The sequence below is a fragment of the Sphingomonas sp. EC-HK361 genome (genome assembly GCF_902498785.1).
Lineage (GTDB): Bacteria > Pseudomonadota > Alphaproteobacteria > Sphingomonadales > Sphingomonadaceae > Sphingomonas.
This window is the reverse complement of the sequence record NZ_LR701493.1, coordinates 1,160,472-1,178,824: the sequence shown is the minus strand read 5'-3', so window position 1 is coordinate 1,178,824 and position 18,353 is coordinate 1,160,472. Positions and strand designations below refer to the sequence as shown.

At 67.8% G+C, this 18,353-nt stretch carries 16 protein-coding genes; 9 read left to right on the top strand and 7 right to left on the bottom strand.

The features are described from left to right. Positions 1–72 precede the first annotated feature (72 nt). Positions 73–1,614 (top strand): S1C family serine protease, encoded by a 1,542-nt coding sequence (locus BOS5A_RS07085; protein ID WP_151954429.1) that lies wholly within the window; start codon positions 73–75, stop codon positions 1,612–1,614. Here BOS5A_RS07085 and BOS5A_RS07080 read toward each other — a convergent pair. The 3 genes from BOS5A_RS07080 to BOS5A_RS07070 all read right to left on the bottom strand — a co-directional run bounded on the left by BOS5A_RS07080 (position 1,575) and on the right by BOS5A_RS07070 (position 4,351). Next, positions 1,575–2,495 (bottom strand): CPBP family intramembrane glutamic endopeptidase, encoded by a 921-nt coding sequence (locus BOS5A_RS07080; RefSeq protein WP_151954428.1) that lies wholly within the window; start codon positions 2,493–2,495, stop codon positions 1,575–1,577. The genes BOS5A_RS07085 and BOS5A_RS07080 overlap by 40 nt on opposite strands. A 58-nt stretch (positions 2,496–2,553) precedes the next feature. Beyond that, positions 2,554–3,612 carry a bifunctional DNA-binding transcriptional regulator/O6-methylguanine-DNA methyltransferase Ada gene (gene ada, locus BOS5A_RS07075; RefSeq protein ID WP_151954427.1) on the bottom strand — a complete coding sequence of 353 codons (1,059 nt, stop codon included), beginning with the start codon at positions 3,610–3,612 and terminating at the stop codon, positions 2,554–2,556. A gap of 64 nt (positions 3,613–3,676) precedes the next feature. After that, the gene (locus BOS5A_RS07070; RefSeq protein ID WP_151954426.1) at positions 3,677–4,351 is read right to left on the bottom strand and encodes a dienelactone hydrolase family protein; all 675 of its coding nucleotides are present in this window, start codon (positions 4,349–4,351) and stop codon (positions 3,677–3,679) included. Between the two features lie 192 nt (positions 4,352–4,543). On the opposite strand from BOS5A_RS07070, the gene BOS5A_RS07065 reads away from it, so the two are divergent. From BOS5A_RS07065 to BOS5A_RS07040, 6 genes are all read left to right on the top strand, one after another. Further along, the gene (locus tag BOS5A_RS07065) at positions 4,544–5,092 is read left to right on the top strand and encodes a F0F1 ATP synthase subunit delta (protein ID WP_151954425.1); all 549 of its coding nucleotides are present in this window, start codon (positions 4,544–4,546) and stop codon (positions 5,090–5,092) included. Positions 5,093–5,096: 4 nt separating this feature from the next. Beyond that, positions 5,097–6,626, top strand: a complete 1,530-nt coding sequence (gene atpA / locus BOS5A_RS07060; RefSeq protein WP_151954424.1) for a F0F1 ATP synthase subunit alpha — start codon at positions 5,097–5,099, stop codon at positions 6,624–6,626. Positions 6,627–6,697: 71 nt separating this feature from the next. Further along, complete coding sequence (locus tag BOS5A_RS07055) at positions 6,698–7,576, top strand: F0F1 ATP synthase subunit gamma (protein WP_151954423.1); 879 nt, start codon at positions 6,698–6,700, stop codon at positions 7,574–7,576. Between the two features lie 106 nt (positions 7,577–7,682). After that, positions 7,683–9,164: a F0F1 ATP synthase subunit beta gene (atpD, locus tag BOS5A_RS07050; RefSeq protein ID WP_151954422.1), complete on the top strand. Its 1,482-nt coding sequence runs from the start codon at positions 7,683–7,685 to the stop codon at positions 9,162–9,164. Beyond that, a complete protein-coding gene (locus BOS5A_RS07045; protein WP_151954421.1) occupies positions 9,164–9,415 on the top strand; it encodes an ATP synthase F1 subunit epsilon in 252 nt (83 codons plus the stop codon). Before atpD ends, BOS5A_RS07045 begins: the two co-directional genes overlap by 1 nt. 121 nt (positions 9,416–9,536) lie before the next feature. Next, the gene (locus BOS5A_RS07040; RefSeq protein ID WP_199857244.1) at positions 9,537–10,214 is read left to right on the top strand and encodes a DUF4760 domain-containing protein; all 678 of its coding nucleotides are present in this window, start codon (positions 9,537–9,539) and stop codon (positions 10,212–10,214) included. Positions 10,215–10,230: 16 nt separating this feature from the next. Here the strand turns inward: BOS5A_RS07040 and BOS5A_RS07035 are convergent, their stop codons facing one another. Beyond that, positions 10,231–12,399, bottom strand: a complete 2,169-nt coding sequence (locus tag BOS5A_RS07035) for a primosomal protein N' (RefSeq protein WP_151954419.1) — start codon at positions 12,397–12,399, stop codon at positions 10,231–10,233. Positions 12,400–12,474: 75 nt separating this feature from the next. Here BOS5A_RS07035 and BOS5A_RS07030 point away from each other — a divergent pair, with 75 nt between their 5' ends. Next, positions 12,475–13,353, top strand: a complete 879-nt coding sequence (locus tag BOS5A_RS07030; RefSeq protein WP_151954418.1) for a tyrosine-type recombinase/integrase — start codon at positions 12,475–12,477, stop codon at positions 13,351–13,353. A 4-nt stretch (positions 13,354–13,357) separates the two neighbouring features. Here BOS5A_RS07030 and BOS5A_RS07025 read toward each other — a convergent pair whose 3' ends face one another. From BOS5A_RS07025 to BOS5A_RS07015, 3 genes are read right to left on the bottom strand one after another with little or no spacing between them, the layout of a single operon-like run. Then, positions 13,358–14,410 (bottom strand): glycosyltransferase family 2 protein, encoded by a 1,053-nt coding sequence (locus BOS5A_RS07025; protein WP_234419233.1) that lies wholly within the window; start codon positions 14,408–14,410, stop codon positions 13,358–13,360. Further along, entirely contained in the window at positions 14,407–16,875 is a 2,469-nt protein-coding gene (locus BOS5A_RS07020) for a DegT/DnrJ/EryC1/StrS family aminotransferase (protein ID WP_151954417.1), read from the bottom strand. The genes BOS5A_RS07025 and BOS5A_RS07020 overlap by 4 nt, the downstream gene beginning before the upstream one ends. Positions 16,876–16,927: 52 nt before the next feature. After that, the gene (locus BOS5A_RS07015) at positions 16,928–17,257 is read right to left on the bottom strand and encodes a chorismate mutase (RefSeq protein WP_151954416.1); all 330 of its coding nucleotides are present in this window, start codon (positions 17,255–17,257) and stop codon (positions 16,928–16,930) included. Positions 17,258–17,902: 645 nt separating this feature from the next. Between BOS5A_RS07015 and BOS5A_RS07010 the strand changes: the two genes are divergently transcribed. Then, positions 17,903–18,181, top strand: a complete 279-nt coding sequence (locus BOS5A_RS07010; RefSeq protein ID WP_151954415.1) for a hypothetical protein — start codon at positions 17,903–17,905, stop codon at positions 18,179–18,181. Positions 18,182–18,353 lie beyond the last annotated feature (172 nt).

Sequence of the window (18,353 nt, the reverse complement as noted above, 5' to 3'; positions counted from 1 at the left end):
ACCTAATTCGCGGCGACGAATTGGCCGCGCGTGCGTCTTGATCGGATCGAGCCGACCGGCAAAGGAGGCTGTATGGGTGCACGAACGATAGCAGCGGCGTTGCGATATCTGATCGCGGTGACGGCGCTCGCGCTGGCCTGGCCGGCGGCCGCGGACGACATCTCCGCGACCGGGCGGGGGGTCGTGCGGGTCGTCACGATCGCGGTCGTCGATGACGAGGTGGTCGGGTTCGGGCACGGATCGGGCTTCGCGATTTCGCCGAACCGGATTGTGACGAACGCGCATGTCGTGGAGCTGGCCGAGCGTTACGCCGACAATGTCGTGATCGGCATCGTGCCGTCCGAAGGGGACAAGTCCTTTCAGGGCAAGGTCATCGCCTATGATCCCAAGCGCGACCTCGCGCTCATCCAGTTCGATGGGCCGGGGCTGCCCGCCGCGACGCTGTTCACCGGGCCGGTGACGGAGGGTGACCCCGTGGTCGCGCTCGGCTATCCGGGCAATGTCGATCTCGCGACGGCGCAGAGCGCGGCCGACTATATCAAGCCGACGACGCCGATCCGGTCGCAGGGTGTCTTTTCGGGGCGGCGTGCGCTGGAGGGGACGGGGGTGCTTCTCCACACCGCGAACATCGCGCGGGGCAATTCGGGCGGGCCGTTGCTCGATCGGTGCGGGCGCGTGATCGGGGTCAACTCCGCGGTGACTCAGGGGCAGGACGGCGACGCGAGCTTCGGCTTCGCGATCGCCGACACCGAACTCGCCGCGTTCCTGCAGGCGGCGAAGCAGCCCTATGCCTCGGTCGGCTTTCCCTGCACCTCGATCGAGGACCGGCTGCGCAGCGACAGTGAGGCGAGCGCCCGCGCGCTGGCAAGCGCCGATACCGCGCGCCGCGACGCAGCGGCGAAGGCGGCGGTCGCGCGCGAGGAGGCGCTGGCCGATGCGCGCGCGGATGCGGAGGCGATGCGCGAGAATGTGATGGCGCTCGCGGTGCTGATGCTCGTCGCCGGGGCGCTGGGGCTCGGCATCGGCGGCACGCTGGAGCTGACCGGGCGGCGCGAGCCGGCCTTGTGGGCCGCGGGGGTCGGCGCGGTGCTGATCGTCGGTGCGGTCGCGGTCTTCCTGTTCCGGCCCTCGCCGCGGATCGGCCTGCCCGCCGGTGCCGCGATTCCCTCAGCGACGCTTGGCGCGGCGCAGTCCGCGGGCAGGCTCGTTTGCACGCTGGTGCCCGACCGCAGCCGGGTGACGGTATCATCGGGGAACGACATTACGCTCGATTGGGGCAAGGGCGGCTGCGTCGGCGGGCGCACCCAGTTCGCCGAGGACGGCGCACGCTGGACGCGGGTCGCGGTGCCCGACGCCGAGCAGACGGTATCGATCCTGTCCTTCGACCCGGTCAGCCGTGACTATACCAACACGCGCTATCTGCTCGGCGCGCAGGGCATGGCGGCGGCGCGCGCCGCCCGTGGGGACGGCAAGCCGGCGATGTGCACCGCCGACCCGGCGGCGCGCGCGGCGCTGGCCGCGAAGCAGGCGGCGATCCGCGCCGTCCTGCCGCCGCTGCCCAACGAGAAGCTGGTCTATACCTGCTCGGCAGCGACGGGAGCCGCGGACTCCTGAGCGCGGCGCCACGACGGCGCGACGAAGCGACCGCGGACATGGCAGCGCCACAATAGCGCCAGCCCGAAGGCGGTCGCGACGACGATCGCCGGCAGCGATGCCTCCGCCCCGAAATCGCCGCCTGTCAGCAGATCGGGGCCGGTGATACGGGGGCGGAGGAGGCCGTCCGAAGCCAAACCCGAGATCGGGATGCCGAAGATGCCGCCTTGCGCGAAGTTCCACGCGGCATGGACGCCGATCGCCGCCCAAAGCCGCCGCGTGAGCATGTAAATGGCGGCGAGCATCACGCCGGCTTCGAGTGCAATCGCGAAGCCCGCGAGCAGCGTCGCATTGGGGTTGGCGAGATGCAGCAGCCCGAAGATCAGCGCGGAGACGACGAGCGCGATGCCGCTGCCCAGCCAGCGTTCCAGGATACGAAAGACCAGACCGCGAAAGATGATCTCCTCGGTAACCCCTGACACGATCGCGATGGCAAGGACCGGTAGCAGCACGGCTGGCGGGTTGGTGCCGAGGACGCTGTAGCCACCCGCCGCCCAGATGATCGCGACGATCGCCGCGAACAGGATCGTGCCGGTAAAAAGCCCGGCCAGCAATTCGGGAAGCGCGCCCTTGGCGGCGAACTCATCGACCCTCGGGCGGCGCTCGACGAAGCGGACGAAGAGCCAATAAACGCCAGCGCAGATCGCCGCGGTTTCCAGCGCGACCGCAATGGCCACCAGCCCGCTCGCACTTTCCCGCGCAGCCGTGCCCACCCCTACGAAATGCGCGATGGCCGCCCCCAGCGCCATCAGGCCAAGGCCAACGATCAGCAGCACCGGCGGAAAGTGGATCACGCGCCACACGCGGCTGGCGGGGGGCGTGACGGGCAGGGTCGGTAACATTTCGGCGGCTCCGGGCGGTGTCCCGTGGCCCTACTAGGCCAGGCCTGCAGCGCAACCGCTAATCGCGCAAATCGCTCGTTTCGTCGCTCGTGCTATGCTCGCGCGCCAGCAACGCGCGCTTGCGGTCTAACCCGTGAGCATAGCCACCGATGCTGCCGTCCGATCGCTTAGCCCGATGGCAGGGGACGACGACCGCCACCGGATTGGCGCCGCAGGCGCTTCCCGCCGCGCGCACAGCACCTGCGCTGCCGGCGATCGCCGCGAGTTCGCGGTAACTCCGCGTCTCGCCGGCCGGAATGCTGCGCAGCGCCTGCCACACCGCCTCCTGAAACGCGGTCCCGCGAATATCGAGCGGCAGCGACTGGTCGCGATCGGGGGATTCGACGCTTGCCACCACCTGCGCGGCCAGCGTGGCGAGCGCTTCGCCGCCCTGCACGAGTTCCGCATGCGGGAAGCGCGCCTTCAGGCTCGCATCATCCTCGTCGAACGCGACGCGGCACAGCCCCCGGTCAGTCGCGGCGACGAGCAAGGGACCAAGGCTGGTCCGCGCAAGCGTCCAGCGGATCGTGACGCCGGCGCCGCCGCGTGCCCACGCGCTCGGCGCCATGCCCAGACGCGGGGCTGCGTGTTCGTAGAAGCGGCTTGGCGCGGAATAGCCGGCGGCGTAGATCGCGTCGGTGACGCTCGCCTCGCCTTGCAAGGCGTCGGCGGCGCGGCCCGCCCGCCGCGCACGAGCATAGGCGGCGGGCGACACCCCGGTCGCGCGGGTGAACAGCCGCTGGAAATGATGCGGGGCATAGCCGACGGCCGCGCCAAGTTCGACGAGCGTCGGCGGCGTCTCCGCTGTATCGATGATGGCGACCGCACGCGCGACGGCTTCGCGGTCGCGCCCCACTTCGTCGGGCCGACACCGCAGACAGGCGCGGTAGCCGGCAGCGCGCGCATCGGCCGGTTCGCCGTAGAAGGACACGTTCGCTCGCGCCGGATGCCGCGCGGGACAGCTCGGCTTGCAATAGATGCCTGTCGTCCGCACCGCGACGACGAAGCGCCCGTCCTGGTTGCGGTCGCGGCGCTCGAAGGCGCGCCAGGCTTCGTCGAGGTCGATCGGGAGGGTCATGCGTCTCGATATGGGCGCTGGCCGTCCGCGGCGCGTCCCGCCGCTTGCGGCCAAAGCGTCGGGGTCAGCGGTTCGCCTCGAAGAGCGCAAGCGTGCGTTCGCGCGCGAGATCGGCCGAGGGTTCGTGATAATCCTTGCGACGATCCGAATTGAAGCCGTGCCCCGCCTCGTAGACATAGACGGCGGCGTTCGGCCAATCCTTCGCGATCACCTTTTCCACGCCTTCCATCGGGATGCCGTGGTCGTGACGACCGAAATGGAGGATGACGGGCACCTTGGGTTCCTCGTCCGCCGCGCCGGGAATCAGGCTGCCATAATAGCCGCTGGCCGCCGCCACGCCGGTGAGGCGCGTCGCCGCGAACCACGCGACCGATCCGCCGTAGCAATAGCCGACCACGAACACCGCGCCCTTTTCCTTCAGCGCATCGACGCAGGTCTGCACGTCCTTCAGCGACAGATCGAACGGATGGAGCTTGCGCGCGAGTTCCACCGCGCGGTCGAAATCGGGGCCGGTATAATCGGCCTGGAAGCCCGGATGCTCGCGGTCGTAGAGCGAGGGCGCCAGAACCTCATAGCCGTCCGCCGCATATTCCTCGCACAGATCGCGGATATGCTCGGTGATCCCGAAAATCTCCTGCACCAGCACGAGGCCCCCCTTGCGCTCCCCCTGCGGCTGGGCGTGATAGACGCCGATTTCGGCACCGTCGGACATCGTCATCTGTTCCATCGTGCCGGGCATCGGTTCGCTCCTTCGGTATCGAGTCGTTTGCGCGAGCCTTACCCGGCTGCGGCCCGGCTTGCATCCCCGCGGACCCCATGCTAGCCGCCCGCCATCCCATGCTCCGGTCGCGCCAGACGCGGCCCCAAGGCGCATGGGGCCACCATTTGGCGAACCGGGGAAACGAATCGCGTGGATAGCTCCAGCGGTAACTTGAGCAGCAGGATACAGGCGAGCCTGGGCGGACGTTATGCGACCGCGCTGTTCGATCTCGCGCGCGATGCGAAGACGATCGATGCGGTCGAGGCCAGCCTGAAGACGGTGCAGGATGCGCTCGATCAATCGGCCGATTTCAAGCAGCTGACGACGAGCCCGCTCGTTGCGCGGGGCGCGGCGGTGAAGGCCGTGCTCGCGACCGCGGAGTCGCTCGGCGTCGATGCGACGACGAAGAACTTCCTCGGCGTACTCGCCGAAAACCGCCGGCTCGGCGATCTGCCCGCGATCATCCGCGCCTTCCGTCAGCTCGCGGCGAACCACCGTGGCGAGACGAGCGCCGAGGTCATCTCTGCGCATCCGCTGACCGACGATCAGGTCGATGCGCTGAAACGGCAGCTTCGCACCCGCGTCGGGCGCGACGTTTCCGTCGATCTTTCGGTCGACCCGACACTCCTGGGCGGGCTCGTCGTCCGCATCGGATCGCAGATGATCGATTCGTCGATCCGCACCCGTTTGAATGCGCTTGCCAGCGCGATGAAGGGCTAAGAACATGGATATCCGCGCCGCAGAAATCTCGAAGGTCATCAAGGACCAGATCGCCAATTTCGGCACCGAAGCGCAGGTTTCGGAGACCGGCCAGGTGCTCAGCGTGGGTGACGGCATCGCGCGCATCTACGGGCTCGACAACGTCCAGGCGGGCGAGATGGTCGAGTTCGCCAACGGCGTGCAGGGCATGGCGCTGAACCTCGAAGCCGATAACGTCGGCGTCGTGATCTTCGGCTCGGACGCCGAGATCAAGGAAGGCGATACGGTCAAGCGCACCGGCACGATCGTGGACGTGCCCGTCGGCAAGGGCCTTCTCGGCCGCGTCGTCGACGGTCTCGGCAACCCGATCGACGGCAAGGGCCCGATTGAAAGCGACCAGCGCAGCCGCGTCGAGGTGAAGGCGCCAGGCATCATCCCGCGCCAGTCGGTGAACGAGCCAATGCAGTCGGGCCTGAAGGCGATCGACGCACTGGTCCCGGTCGGCCGCGGCCAGCGCGAGCTCATCATCGGCGATCGCCAGACCGGCAAGTCGGCGGTCGCGATCGACACCTTCATCAACCAGAAGACCGCAAACCAGGGCGACGACGAGTCCAAGAAGCTCTACTGCGTCTATGTCGCGGTCGGCCAGAAGCGCTCGACCGTCGCGCAGCTCGTCCGCACGCTGGAGGAAAACGGTGCGATGGACTATTCCATCGTCGTCGCCGCGACCGCGTCGGACCCCGCGCCGCTCCAGTTCCTCGCACCATACACCGGCTGCGCGATGGGCGAGTATTTCCGCGACAACGGCATGCACGCGCTCATCGTCTATGACGATCTGTCGAAGCAGGCGGTCGCCTATCGCCAGATGTCGCTGCTGCTGCGCCGTCCGCCGGGCCGCGAAGCGTATCCCGGCGACGTGTTCTATCTCCACTCGCGCCTGCTTGAGCGTGCGGCGAAGATGAACAAGGACAATGGCGGTGGCTCGCTGACCGCGCTGCCGATCATCGAGACGCAGGCCGGCGACGTCTCGGCCTACATCCCGACCAACGTGATCTCGATTACCGACGGCCAGATCTTCCTCGAAACCGACCTGTTCTTCGCCGGCATCCGCCCCGCGATCAACGTCGGCCTTTCGGTCAGCCGCGTCGGCTCGGCCGCGCAGACCAAGGCGATGAAGAAGGTCAGCGGCTCGATCAAGCTGGAGCTGGCGCAGTACCGCGAGATGGCGGCGTTCGCGCAGTTCGGTTCGGACCTCGACGCTTCGACCCAGCGCCTGCTGAACCGCGGCGCGCGGTTGACCGAGCTGCTGAAGCAGCCGCAGTTCAACCCGATGCCGTTCGAGGAGCAGACCGCGTCGATCTTCGCGGGCACCAACGGCTATCTGGATACGGTTCCGGTCGCCGACGTGACCCGCTACGAAGCGGCGATGCTCGCCGATCTGCGCGCGAACCACGCCGATGTGCTGGCAATGATCCGCGACACCCGCGATCTGGGTGACGAGGCCAAGGGCAAGCTCAAGGGCGCGCTCGACCAGTTCGCGAAGACGTTTGCGTAATCGAATGTGCTCCCGCGAAGGCGGGAGCACAGACTGGGTCCCCGCCTTCGCGGGGACACAAGGGAACCTAGATGGCCTCGCTTAAAGCCCTCAAGATCCGCATCGGCTCGGTGAAGTCGACGCAGAAGATCACCAAGGCGATGAAGATGGTTGCCGCTGCCAAACTGCGCCGTGCGCAGGAAGCGGCAGTTGCCGGCCGCCCCTATGCCGAGCGGCTGGAAAAGGTGATGGCGTCGCTCGCCTCCACCGTGACGGTCAGCGAAAGCAGCCCGAAGCTCCTTGCGGGCACCGGCAAGGATCAGGTCCATCTGATCGTCGTCGCGACTTCCGAACGCGGCCTTGCGGGCGCGTTCAACACCAACATCGTCCGTGCCGCGCGCAAGAAGGCCGAAGCGCTGGAAGCGGCGGGCAAGACGGTGCGCTTCTACCTCGCCGGCAAGAAGGGGCGCGTGCTCAAGCGCTTCTACCCGAACGCGATCGCCGCCGATTTCGAGCTGGGGCAGCACAAGGTCCTGGGCTTCGATCAGGCCCGCGAAGTCGCCGACGATCTGATCGCGCGGTTCGAGGCGGGCGAGTTCGACGTGGCGCACCTGTTCTACGCCAAGTTCGTCTCGGCGCTGGTGCAGGACCCGGTCGGCATGCAGATCATCCCGGTCGCGATCCCGACCGACAAGGCGGCGGCGAACGACGGTGCGGCCGCGGTCGAGTATGAACCCGACGAGGAATCGATCCTCGCCGATCTGCTGCCGCGCAACGTCGCGATCCAGATCTTCCGCGCGATGCTGGAAAACGCGGCGTCGGAGCAGGGCAGCCGCATGAACGCAATGGACAATGCGACGCGCAATGCGGGCGACATGATCAATCGCCTCTCGATCCAGTACAACCGCACCCGCCAGGCCGCGATCACGACCGAGCTGGTGGAGATCATCTCGGGCGCCGAGGCGCTGTAACAACCAATACCGTCACCCCGGCGCAGGCCGGGGTCCAGCTCCGACGGTAGCAACTGGGTCCCGGCCTTCGCCGGGATGACGACCGAAGAAGGCAAGGAACGAAGCCATGGCAACCGCCGCTGAAGACATCCGCCCGACGACCAAGACCTCGGGCAGCAACAACGTCGGCACGATCGCCCAGGTGATCGGCGCGGTCGTCGACGTGCATTTTCCCGAGAACCTGCCGGCGATCCTCTCGGCGCTCGAAACCGACAATAACGGCAATCGCCTGGTCCTCGAGGTCGCGCAGCATCTGGGCGAGAACACCGTCCGCACGATCGCGATGGACGCGACCGAAGGGCTGACCCGCGGCCAGACCGTGACCGACACCGGCGCGCAGATCACCGTGCCCGTCGGTCCCGCGACGCTCGGTCGCATCCTGAACGTCGTCGGCGAGCCGATCGACGAACGCGGTCCGGTCAATTCGGAGCACAAGGCGCCGATCCACGCCTCGGCTCCGCTGTTCGTCGATCAGTCGACCGAGTCGTCGATCCTCGTCACGGGTATCAAGGTCATCGACCTGCTCGCGCCGTACGCGAAGGGCGGCAAGATCGGTCTGTTCGGCGGTGCCGGCGTCGGCAAGACCGTGCTGATCCAGGAACTCATCAACAACATCGCCAAGGGTCATGGCGGCACCTCGGTGTTCGCGGGCGTCGGCGAGCGGACGCGTGAGGGCAACGATCTCTATCACGAATTCCTCGACGCCGGCGTCATCGCCAAGGATGCCGATGGCAACCCGACGAGCGAGGGATCGAAGGTCGCGCTGGTGTTCGGCCAGATGAACGAGCCGCCGGGTGCCCGCGCGCGCGTCGCGCTATCGGGCCTGACGATCGCGGAATATTTCCGCGACCAGGAAGGTCAGGACGTGCTGTTCTTCGTCGACAACATCTTCCGCTTTACGCAGGCGGGTGCCGAAGTCTCGGCGCTGCTCGGCCGCATCCCCTCGGCGGTGGGGTATCAGCCGACGCTGTCGACCGACATGGGCGCGCTGCAGGAGCGCATCACCTCGACCAACAAGGGCTCGATCACGTCGGTGCAGGCCGTGTATGTTCCCGCCGACGACTTGACCGATCCGGCGCCGGCGACGTCGTTCGCCCATCTGGACGCGACGACCGTGCTCAACCGCGCGATCTCGGAGCTTGGCATCTACCCCGCGGTCGATCCGCTCGATTCCACGAGCCGCGTGCTCGAGCCGCGCGTCGTCGGGCAGGAGCATTACGAGACCGCCCGTGCGGTCCAGTCGCTGCTCCAGCGCTACAAGTCGCTGCAGGACATCATCGCGATCCTGGGCATGGACGAGCTGTCGGAAGAGGACAAGCTGACCGTCCAGCGCGCCCGCAAGATCCAGCGCTTCCTGTCGCAGCCGTTCCACGTCGCCGAGGTCTTCACCGGCATCAGCGGCAAATTCGTCGCGATCGAGGATACCGTTCGGTCGTTCAAGGCGGTGGTCGACGGGGAATACGACCATCTGCCGGAAGCGGCGTTCTACATGGTCGGCGGCATCGACGAGGTCGTCGCCAAGGCCGAGAAGATGGCGCAGGAAGCGTAATGCTCCATTTCGAACTCGTGACCCCCGAGCGGCTCGTCCGCTCGGAAGAGGTCTACATGGTGACCGTTCCGGGGACAGAGGGCGATTTCGGCGTGCTCGAAGGCCATGCACCGCTGATGTCGACGGTGCGCGACGGGACGCTCTCGATCTACAAAGCCGACAAAAGCGAGCCGGAAACGCTGGCGATCCGCGGCGGGTTCGCAGAAGTATCGAAGGCAGGTCTTACGATCCTAGCGGAACATGCGGGGTAAGGAGCGAGGGAAACCGACCGTAAGGCTCTATTGACTTGTTGGATGCTAAGTCAGATATTCACAAGCAGTTCCTTATCAAGGAAGGATTGATGATGCGCGAAGGTGCACGCGACTAAATCCGTTGAATTGCCAGATTTTTCATTTTGGTTTTATGAGCGCAGCGGAGTCCTTCCGCTGCGTTTCTGATTCCGGTCCACTTTGGAAGACGCTCTTGGGACCCGCTTTGGTCCTGATATCGGTCTTCGTCGCATGGCTGGGAATCCGCAACGCACGCGCTGTCGCACGCCAGAAAGCGACGCTTGATATCATCGAGAAATTTGAGTCGACCGAGCATTACCGTTCGCTCAACGAGGCGTTTTCGGCGACGCGAAAAGCGGGCGGATTTGCAGCGCTGCATGACCCGCAAAGCGATGAAGAGCGTAAGGCGCGCGCCGATGTGCAGGATTATCTCAACCATTATGAGCTCGTCGCGATCGGCATTCGAAACAATATTCTCGACGAGAAAATCTACAAGGAATGGATGGGAAGCGCTGTCGTGCGCGACTGGAATGCTGCCGCTTCCTATATTCAGCGGGAGCGGTGGCGTTTAAACGAAGCGAAAGACGATTTCGTCTATCGACCCCGGCTTTATGCAAGCTATCAATGGCTGGCATCGCGCTTCTCGAGAGATGCTTTGCGGCTTACAAACGCGTCGTCGGACAAGCCGCAATTGATGCATGCCGGAGGGCCAGGTGACGATCCCCTTCCAGAACCTAACGATCCCGGGCCGGCACCGCCAGCCATCGTCGACGATCCATAACGCGTAACAAGACGCTTTACAGGAAACTATACGGGTCCACATCCACCGCGACGCGGACCTTTGCCGGCCAGTCCAGTCCGCCCAGCCAGGCCCGGATAACGTCCTGCACGTCGAGCGCGCGCCGCGCATGCACCAGCAGCCGGAACCGGTGCCGCCCGCGCAGCATCGCCAGCGGCGCAGGGGCGGGGCCGTAGACGTGCATGCCCTCCACCTGCGGCGCGGCGCGGGCGATCTGGCGCGCGGTGTCGTGGGCGGCCGCCTGATCCTCGGAGGAGACGATGATCGCCGCGTAGCGGCCGAAGGGGGGCGCACCCGCATCCCGACGCGCCTCGGTTTCGGCGGCGTAGAAGGCGTCGGCGTCGCCGGTGACCAGCGCCTGCATGACCTGCGCGCCGGGCGAATGCGTCTGGATGTAGACATGCCCCGGCTTCTCGCCGCGGCCGGCGCGGCCCGAGACCTGGCGGATCTGCTGGAAGGTCCGCTCGGCCGCGCGCAGATCGCCGCCCTCCAGCCCCAGATCGGCATCGACGACGCCGACCAGCGTCAGATTGGGGAAGTGATAGCCCTTCGTCACCAATTGCGTGCCGACGACGATGTCGATCGCCCCGCCTTCCATCCGCGCGACGAACTCGGCGGCCTTGGCGGGACTCCAGATCGTGTCGGACGTTACGATCGCGGTGCGGGCCTCGGGAAAGAGGAACGAGACCTCGTCGGCGATGCGCTCGACACCGGGGCCGCACGCGACGAGCGTGTCCTCGTTCTTGCACTCCGGGCAGGCGCGCGGCACCGGCTCGATATGGCCGCAGTGATGGCAGGCGAGGCGGCGGGTGAGGCGGTGCTCGACCATCCACGCGGTGCAATTGGGGCACTGGAAACGGTGGCCGCAGGTGCGGCACAGCGTCAGCGGCGCATAGCCGCGGCGGTTGAGGAAGAGCAGCGACTGCTCGCCGCGAGCGAGCGTCTCCTCCATGGCGGTGACGAGCTTGGGCGCGAGCCAACGCCCGCGTTCGGGCGGATGCGCGATCAGGTCGATCGCCTCGATGGTCGGCATTTCCGCCGCACCATAGCGCCCGGGGAGCCTCAGTTCGGCGTAGCGCCCCGCCGCGACCTGCTGGCGCGTCTCGATCGCGGGGGTGGCGGAGGCGAGGATGACCGGGCACCCTTCGAACATCCCGCGCATCACCGCGACGTCGCGCGCATGATAATGGACGCCGTCCTCCTGCTTGAAGCTCGTTTCGTGGGCTTCGTCGATCACGATGAGCCCGAGGTTGGCGTAGGGCAGGAACAGCGCCGAGCGCGCGCCGACGGTCACCAGCGCCTCGCCGCTGGCGATCGCGCGCCACGCGCGGCGGCGCTGGGTGGAGCGAAGCCCCGAATGCCACGCGACGGGTTCGCAGCCGAAGCGGTCTTGGAAGCGGCGCAGGAACGGTTCGGTGAGCGCGATTTCCGGGAGCAGCACCAGCGTCTGCCGGCCCTCGCGGATCGCGGCGGCGACCGCCTCGAAATACACCTCGGTCTTGCCGGAGCCGGTCACGCCGTCGAGCAGTGTCGGCGCGAAGGCGCGTGCCTCCACCTGCGCGACAAGCCTATCGGCCGCGGCCTGCTGACTTTCGGACAGCACCGGCTGCGCAAAAGCGGGGTCCGGAAGCGCGAAGGGGCTGTCGATTGCGACCTCCACCGCTTGAATAGCGCCCGCCTTCACCAGCCCGCGGATCACGCCGTCGGAGACGTCGGCGATGGCGGCAAGCTCGCGGATCAGGCCCTGGCGGTCGGCGATCCGCTCCAGCGCCTGCGCGCGCTGCGGGGTGAGGCGTTCGGGAAGCTCGCCCGTCGCGCGATATTCGATCGCGGTGCGCGCGCCTTCCAGCGCGGAAGTGGACGGGATCGCCATGCGCACCACGGCGGCGGGCGGGGCGAGGTAATAATCGGCGGTCCACTCGACCAGCCGGCGAAGCGGAGCCGCCAGCGGCGGCACATCGGCAACGCCGACGAGGTTGCGCAGCCGGTTGTCGCCGACCTCCGCATCCGACGGCATCCGATCCGGCTCCCAGACCACGCCCATCAGCTGCCGCGGGCCGAGCGGCGCGACGACGACCGACCCCGGCTCCACGCTCATCCCGTACGGGACGCGGTAATCGAGCGGGCCGAGCGCGGAGTTGAGAACGAGGACGCGGGCGCGGGACATGCCCCGCTCATATGGCGGCGGCGATGGTTTTGGGGAACCCTCGCCCGTCCCCGGACACTGCGCTAACGTGGCACCATGACGCTGCCAGCCGCCTTTGCCGAGCATCTGCTGCGCGACCGCAGGCGGTCGGTGCATACGGTGCGCGCGTATCAGGCGACGGCCGAGCGGCTGTGCGACTTCCTCCAACGGCATTGGGGTGGGGCGATCGATGCGGTTGCTCTCAGGGGACTTTCGGCGAGCGATCTCCGGGCGTTCCTTGCAATGCGACGCGGCGAGGGGCTGTCCAATGCCTCGGCCGCGCGCGAACTGTCGGCCGCGCGCGCCTTTGTCGACTGGGCGGCGCCGGGCGCGATGCCGGCAATGCGCGGGCCGCGGGTGAAGAAGGGCGTGCCGCGCCCGGTCGCGCCCGACGATGTGATGGCGCTGGCGGGCGATGTCGCGGAAAGCGCGCGCGACGCGTGGGTCGGCGCACGCGACTGGGCGCTGCTGCTGCTGCTCTACGGCGCCGGCTTGCGGATCGGCGAGGCGCTGGCGCTGACCGGCGCGGCGCTGCCGCTCGGCAGCACGCTGGTCGTCACGGGCAAGCGCGCGAAGACGCGTATCGTGCCGTTGCTGCCGCAGGTGCGCGGCGCGATCGAGGCGTATCTGGCGGTATGCCCCTGGCCGTCGGCAAAGGACCAGCCGCTGTTCCGCGGCGCGCGGGGCGGGGCGCTGTCGCCGGGGATCATCCGCGCGGGGGTGCGGGCGGCGCGGGGGCGGCTCGGCCTGAGCGAGCGGACGACGCCGCACGCGCTGCGCCACAGCTTTGCGACGCATCTGCTCGGGCGTGGTGCGGATTTGCGGTCGCTGCAGGAATTGCTCGGGCATGCGAGCCTTGGCTCGACGCAGATCTACACCGCGGTCGATGCGGCGCATCTGCTGGACGTGTATCGCAACGCGCATCCGCGCGCCTGAGCGGCTACCGCCCGATCAGCCCCCGCGTCTTGCCGATGGCGCGCGACCAGGCGAGCTCCTCGATCCCGGCATGACCGAGTCCCAGATGATCGCGGCGCGCGGCGACGACATCGAACAGCGTGATCGTGCCGCTGCGCAGTCCGCTGCGCACCACGCCTGCCCAGCGTCGCGCGGTTTCCCAGCGGATCAGGCGCAGGCACGGTTCGTCGCACGGATGGCGTTGCAGGAACAGGTCCTGCAGGCGAACGAGGATATCGCCGATCGCCTCCAGCGTCGCGCGGTCGGGCGGGGCGGTGCGGCCCATGACGTGACGAACCACGAGGCTAGCGGCTTCGACCGCACCCTCGCCGAAGAACGGCGCATAGGCGCCCGCCAGCACCAGCGCGGCGCTGTCCTCCATCGTGGCGGTGTAGCGGTGCGAGGCGCCGCCGGCGTGGCGGCGATAGAGGATCAGCTCGTCGTCGAGCCGCGCGATCCGGCCCATCCGCGCCATGCGGTGATAGAGGTCGAAATCCTCGGCGTAGAGGATGTCCGGGCGGGTGAAGGGATCGAGCGTGCGGGCGGCATCTGTGCGCAGCATCACCGATGACCAGACGAGCGGATTTTCGACATGAAGCAGCCATTCGACGAGCGTCGGGGTGGTGAGCGGCGCATAGGCCGATGCGCTCTGCCGGGCCCCGTCGAGATAGTGCGCATTGGCACCGACGAGGACGACGTCGGGATTTGCATCGAGAAACGCGACCTGCCGCGCGAAGCGATCGGGCGTGCACAGATCGTCCTGGTCGAGCCCGGCGACATAGCGGCCGCGCGCCTGCGCAAAGGCGCGGTTGCGCGCACGGACGGGGCCACCGTTGTGCGCAGACTCGATCAGCCGCAGCCTTGGATCGTCCCAGCCTGCGATGACCGCGCGCGTGTCGTCGGTCGAGCAGTCATCGACGACGATGAGCTCGAAATCGCCGAAGGTCTGCGCGGCAAGGCTCGCGAGCGTCTCCCCGATGAGCCCGGCGCCATTATAGGCCGCCATGACGACGCTGACGGTGGGCGCGGGCGGCGTCACGCGACCGCGCGCGTGGCGATATCGGCCATCACCTGATCGACGATCATCAGCCCCACATCATTCTGCCAGAGCCACAGGCCGTTCGCCTGCCCGCGAAAGCTCGCCTCGCCGCCGAGCGATCCCCAGGGCACGAAGCCAGCCGCCAGGCCGATGCCGTAGAGGCCGGGGATCGGCTGGCCGGCAGCGTCGGTAACGCGGCAATGCCGATCCACCATCGGTGCCCCGTAATGCGCGGCGAGCGTGACCGGCGTGCCGTCGGTGCCCTCGACCGGCAGCGCATGCGGGCGATAGCCGAGCGCCGCGATGACCAGGTCGGCATCGTCGATCAGCGCGCGCGCCTTTGCGTGGTCGTCATCGATGCGGTGCGCAGCGACGCGGGGCTCGCTTGCCCGGCCGTCGACGCCGAGGAGGCGCAGGACGAGTTCGCGCGCCTCCAGCCGAAAGCCCGCGAGGCGGTAGACGAAGCCCGATATCGGGCAGACATCGTCGGGGCCGAAATCGCGAAACCCTTCGGCATGCGCGGCCTCGACGGAGGGATAGAAGGGGCGAAGCGGCCGGCGGTGGAGCAGCGATATCGCGCCCGGACCGAGCGGCAGGGCACTTTTGAGCAGGAGGACGACCGTCGTCAGCGCGCTGGTCGACCCGCCGATCACCGCGATCCGCGGCGCACGCTTCCCGGCGAGCAGATCCTCAACACGCGCCGGCCCGCCGATGGCGAGGATGCTATCCGACTGGACGAGCCGATCGCCGGCCAGCGCGATGAGCGGCTCGCCTGCCACACGCTGCTGCGCCAGCCGATCGAGCGGCTGATGCCCGCCGGTCGCGATGACGACGCTACGCGACGCGCGCTCCTGCGTTCGGCCGCTTTCCCGGTCGCGGAGGGTGGTGCGCCATAAGCCGTCATGCCCGCGCCGGGTCGCGAGCGCCTCGTGCCCGGTCAGGATCGTGCCACCGGCGCCGCGGACGATTTCCGCTAACCGCTCACCGGTTGCCCTCAGGAAGGGGCCCGCTTCGACCAGCGGCACGCCGAGCGCATCGCGGTAGCCGGCGACGGCGCGGCCTGTGGGATGGTCCGCCAGCGCAGCGATCTCGGGGTGGATGTTGCCCTCTACCGCGCTGAGAAACGTCTGCGCGGTCGAATCAGAGGTGATGGCGTAGTGTCCGAGCCGCCCGCCACCGATGCCGTGGTCGCGTTCGACCACCACCAGATTGCGCGCGAAGTCGGGCAACAGGCCGCGCTTGGTTGCCGCCGTAAGAACGGCCGAGCCGGCCGGACCGCCGCCGACGATCAGGACATCGGCGACCGGGGGGGCGGCAATCGATACAACCGCCTTCGCACGCGGACGGCAGGCGTCGTCCAGCGCAGCCGCGACGCGCTCTGCATCGGCTGGGGTCATCCTATCGGTGATCGGCAACGAGAGCAGCCGCGCGGCGATGTCGTCCGCGACCGGCGTCGGCTCGATTTGGGCGTTGGCGCGGATCCAGGGCTGCTCGCCCAGATGCGGGGAGAAATAGCGCCCGGTGCCGATGCCGCGTGCCGCCATGCGTTCGGCAATGACCTCACGGTCAGAGCCGGGCGGGAGCAGCACGGGAAAAAACTGCATGGCCTGCGTGCCCGGTGTGCGCGACTGCAGGCCGTATCGATCGCTGATCGCGGCACGATAGGCGGCCGCAACCGCTTCACGCGCGGCACATACGCCCGGAAATTCCGCAAGCTTCGCGCGCGCCATGACGGCGAGGACTTCGGGCAGTTTCGCGTTGAGGCCCGGCAGAACGGCGCTGCGCGCGCCATCGAATCCGAAATTCGCCATCGATCGCAGCCGCGCGATGACGCCGGCATCGCTGCAGTGGACGAGGCCTCCTTCCGCTGTCGCGAAGGTCTTGGTCGCGTGCATCGAAAAGACGACGGGGAAGCGCGCGCCGGCGCCGAAGTTCAGTCCATCCGCGGTGGTCGTGCCGAGCGAGGCCGCCGCATCGACGACGACGCCGACACCGTGACGGTCGGCGAGCCACGCATAGCGATCGAGATCGATCGCGCGGCCGAAGGTGGCATAGGGCACGATCACCGCGATCCGATCCGCATGGAGCGAGAGCAGGCACTCTTCCTCGGCCGCCGCGGCGGACCAGTCGTCCGGATCGATATCGCAGATGAGCGGGGTCAGGCCCGCCCAATGCGCGGCCTGCGCGGTCGCGGCAAAGGTGAGGGCCGGCATGAGCGCGAGGCCAAGCCCCGCGCGAGGGCGCGCCTGATCGCTGATCGCCAGGATCAGGCCAAGCGTCGCGTTGGCGACCGCAAGCGAATCGCCGCAGCCGCCGAACAGCTGCGCGGTCGCCTCCGCCTCGAACGCGCGGACTTCGGGACCGGTGTTGCTGTAGGTGCCGGACGCCTCCACCCGCTCGAGCGCGGCCGTCAGGCGGCTGAGCCGCGGCGGCTGCGGTGCGATCAGCGGCAGTCTTTGCTGCAAGCGAACTCCCCCGGGCTCCTTTGTCGAAGCCGGGCGCTTGCCATGGAGGCTGCTAAGAAGCGGTTACGCTTCGGTCCGTATCGGTATCGAAGGCGTCGAACTCGTAGGCGATCGAGGCCTCCACGAGCTGATCCCAGAGCGCCGCGATCGCGTCTCCGGGCAGCCCCGCGGCTTCCGCGGCCGCCCGAGCGTTGGCGATCACCTGCGCCTTGCGCGCCTCGTCGCGTACCGCGCCGCGCGTCGGCTTGATGCGCGCCGCGGCGTCCATATAGGCGAATCGCCGGACGAGCAGCGCCACGAGCTCGCGGTCGACCTGATCGACGCCGGCACGCACCTCGATCATGGTCGTGCAATCGGGGCCTGGGAGGATCCTGTCGGGCATGGGGTGTGCATAGCGTCCCGCCGCGCTCTGTCCAGCCAAGCGATCGTCTTGCAATTTTCGATGAATGCGGCAATGACACTGTCAAAATTTGTGGACGATTCTTAAGAGGATAGGGTCATGCGGCAGCTTTTATTGGTGGTAATGGGCGTGGCAGCATTGGCCATATCGTCCGGTGCTGTGGCGCAGAAGGCAGAGCCGACGCCTTCGCCGGCGAAGGAAAAGAAGATCTGCCGGAGCGAGTCCGTCACGGGGTCCATAATGCCGCACCGCACATGCCACACCGCCAGCGAATGGAAGCAGCAGGAAGAAACCAATGCGGCGAACGTAGAGGCTTTCCGGAATCGGCCCGCGACGACCGCCGGAGTTAGCCGGCAATAACCGTCTTCGAGGTCGGCCCGGTCGCGCAGCCGTCACCCGGCTGGCGTTTGATCGACGCGACCTTGCATCGGGCGCTGCGTCGCAATTGGCCCCCACTTCGCGGCGGGCACGGCGCCGCCAGGTTTGTGGCGATACGCAGCGATCCGGCAGCACGGAGGCCCGGCGGGGGGCCATCGCGCCGGCGAACGCTTGTATGGCGCCTCGGGTGTGCTAAGCTGCTCGTCAATCGATGATTTTGATGGCGTTGCAATGGCGAGGGGGACGGAGATGCTCCGCATATTGGTGACCATTCCTGTGCTTCCCATGCTGTCCTTGGCTCTGACTGAGCCGGCCATCGCCAAGGATGCCAAGGACGCTTCGGGCAAGAAGATCTGCCGCTCGCAGACATTCACCGGATCGCGCATGCCGGTGCGCACCTGCCGGACGGCTGTGGAGTGGAGCGACGCCAAGTCGGCGGCCGGCAAAGACGTGGACATGCGGATGCGCATGCTCGGCAACATTTCCCGGGTGCAAACCGACCATGTGGGAACGCCGGTCTTCGAGTAGCTCCGGGCATCAAGCCAGGCATTCCACGCGGCTGGCCGGCGAGAGCTTGACCGCCAAAGCGCTAGCTGACATAGGGCGCAGCTTCGCAATTGGCCCCGCACCCCGGTGAAGCGGCGGCCCTGCCCGGTTTCTGCCGGTCCAGAGCGATACCGGGACCAACGTTGTTGCAATT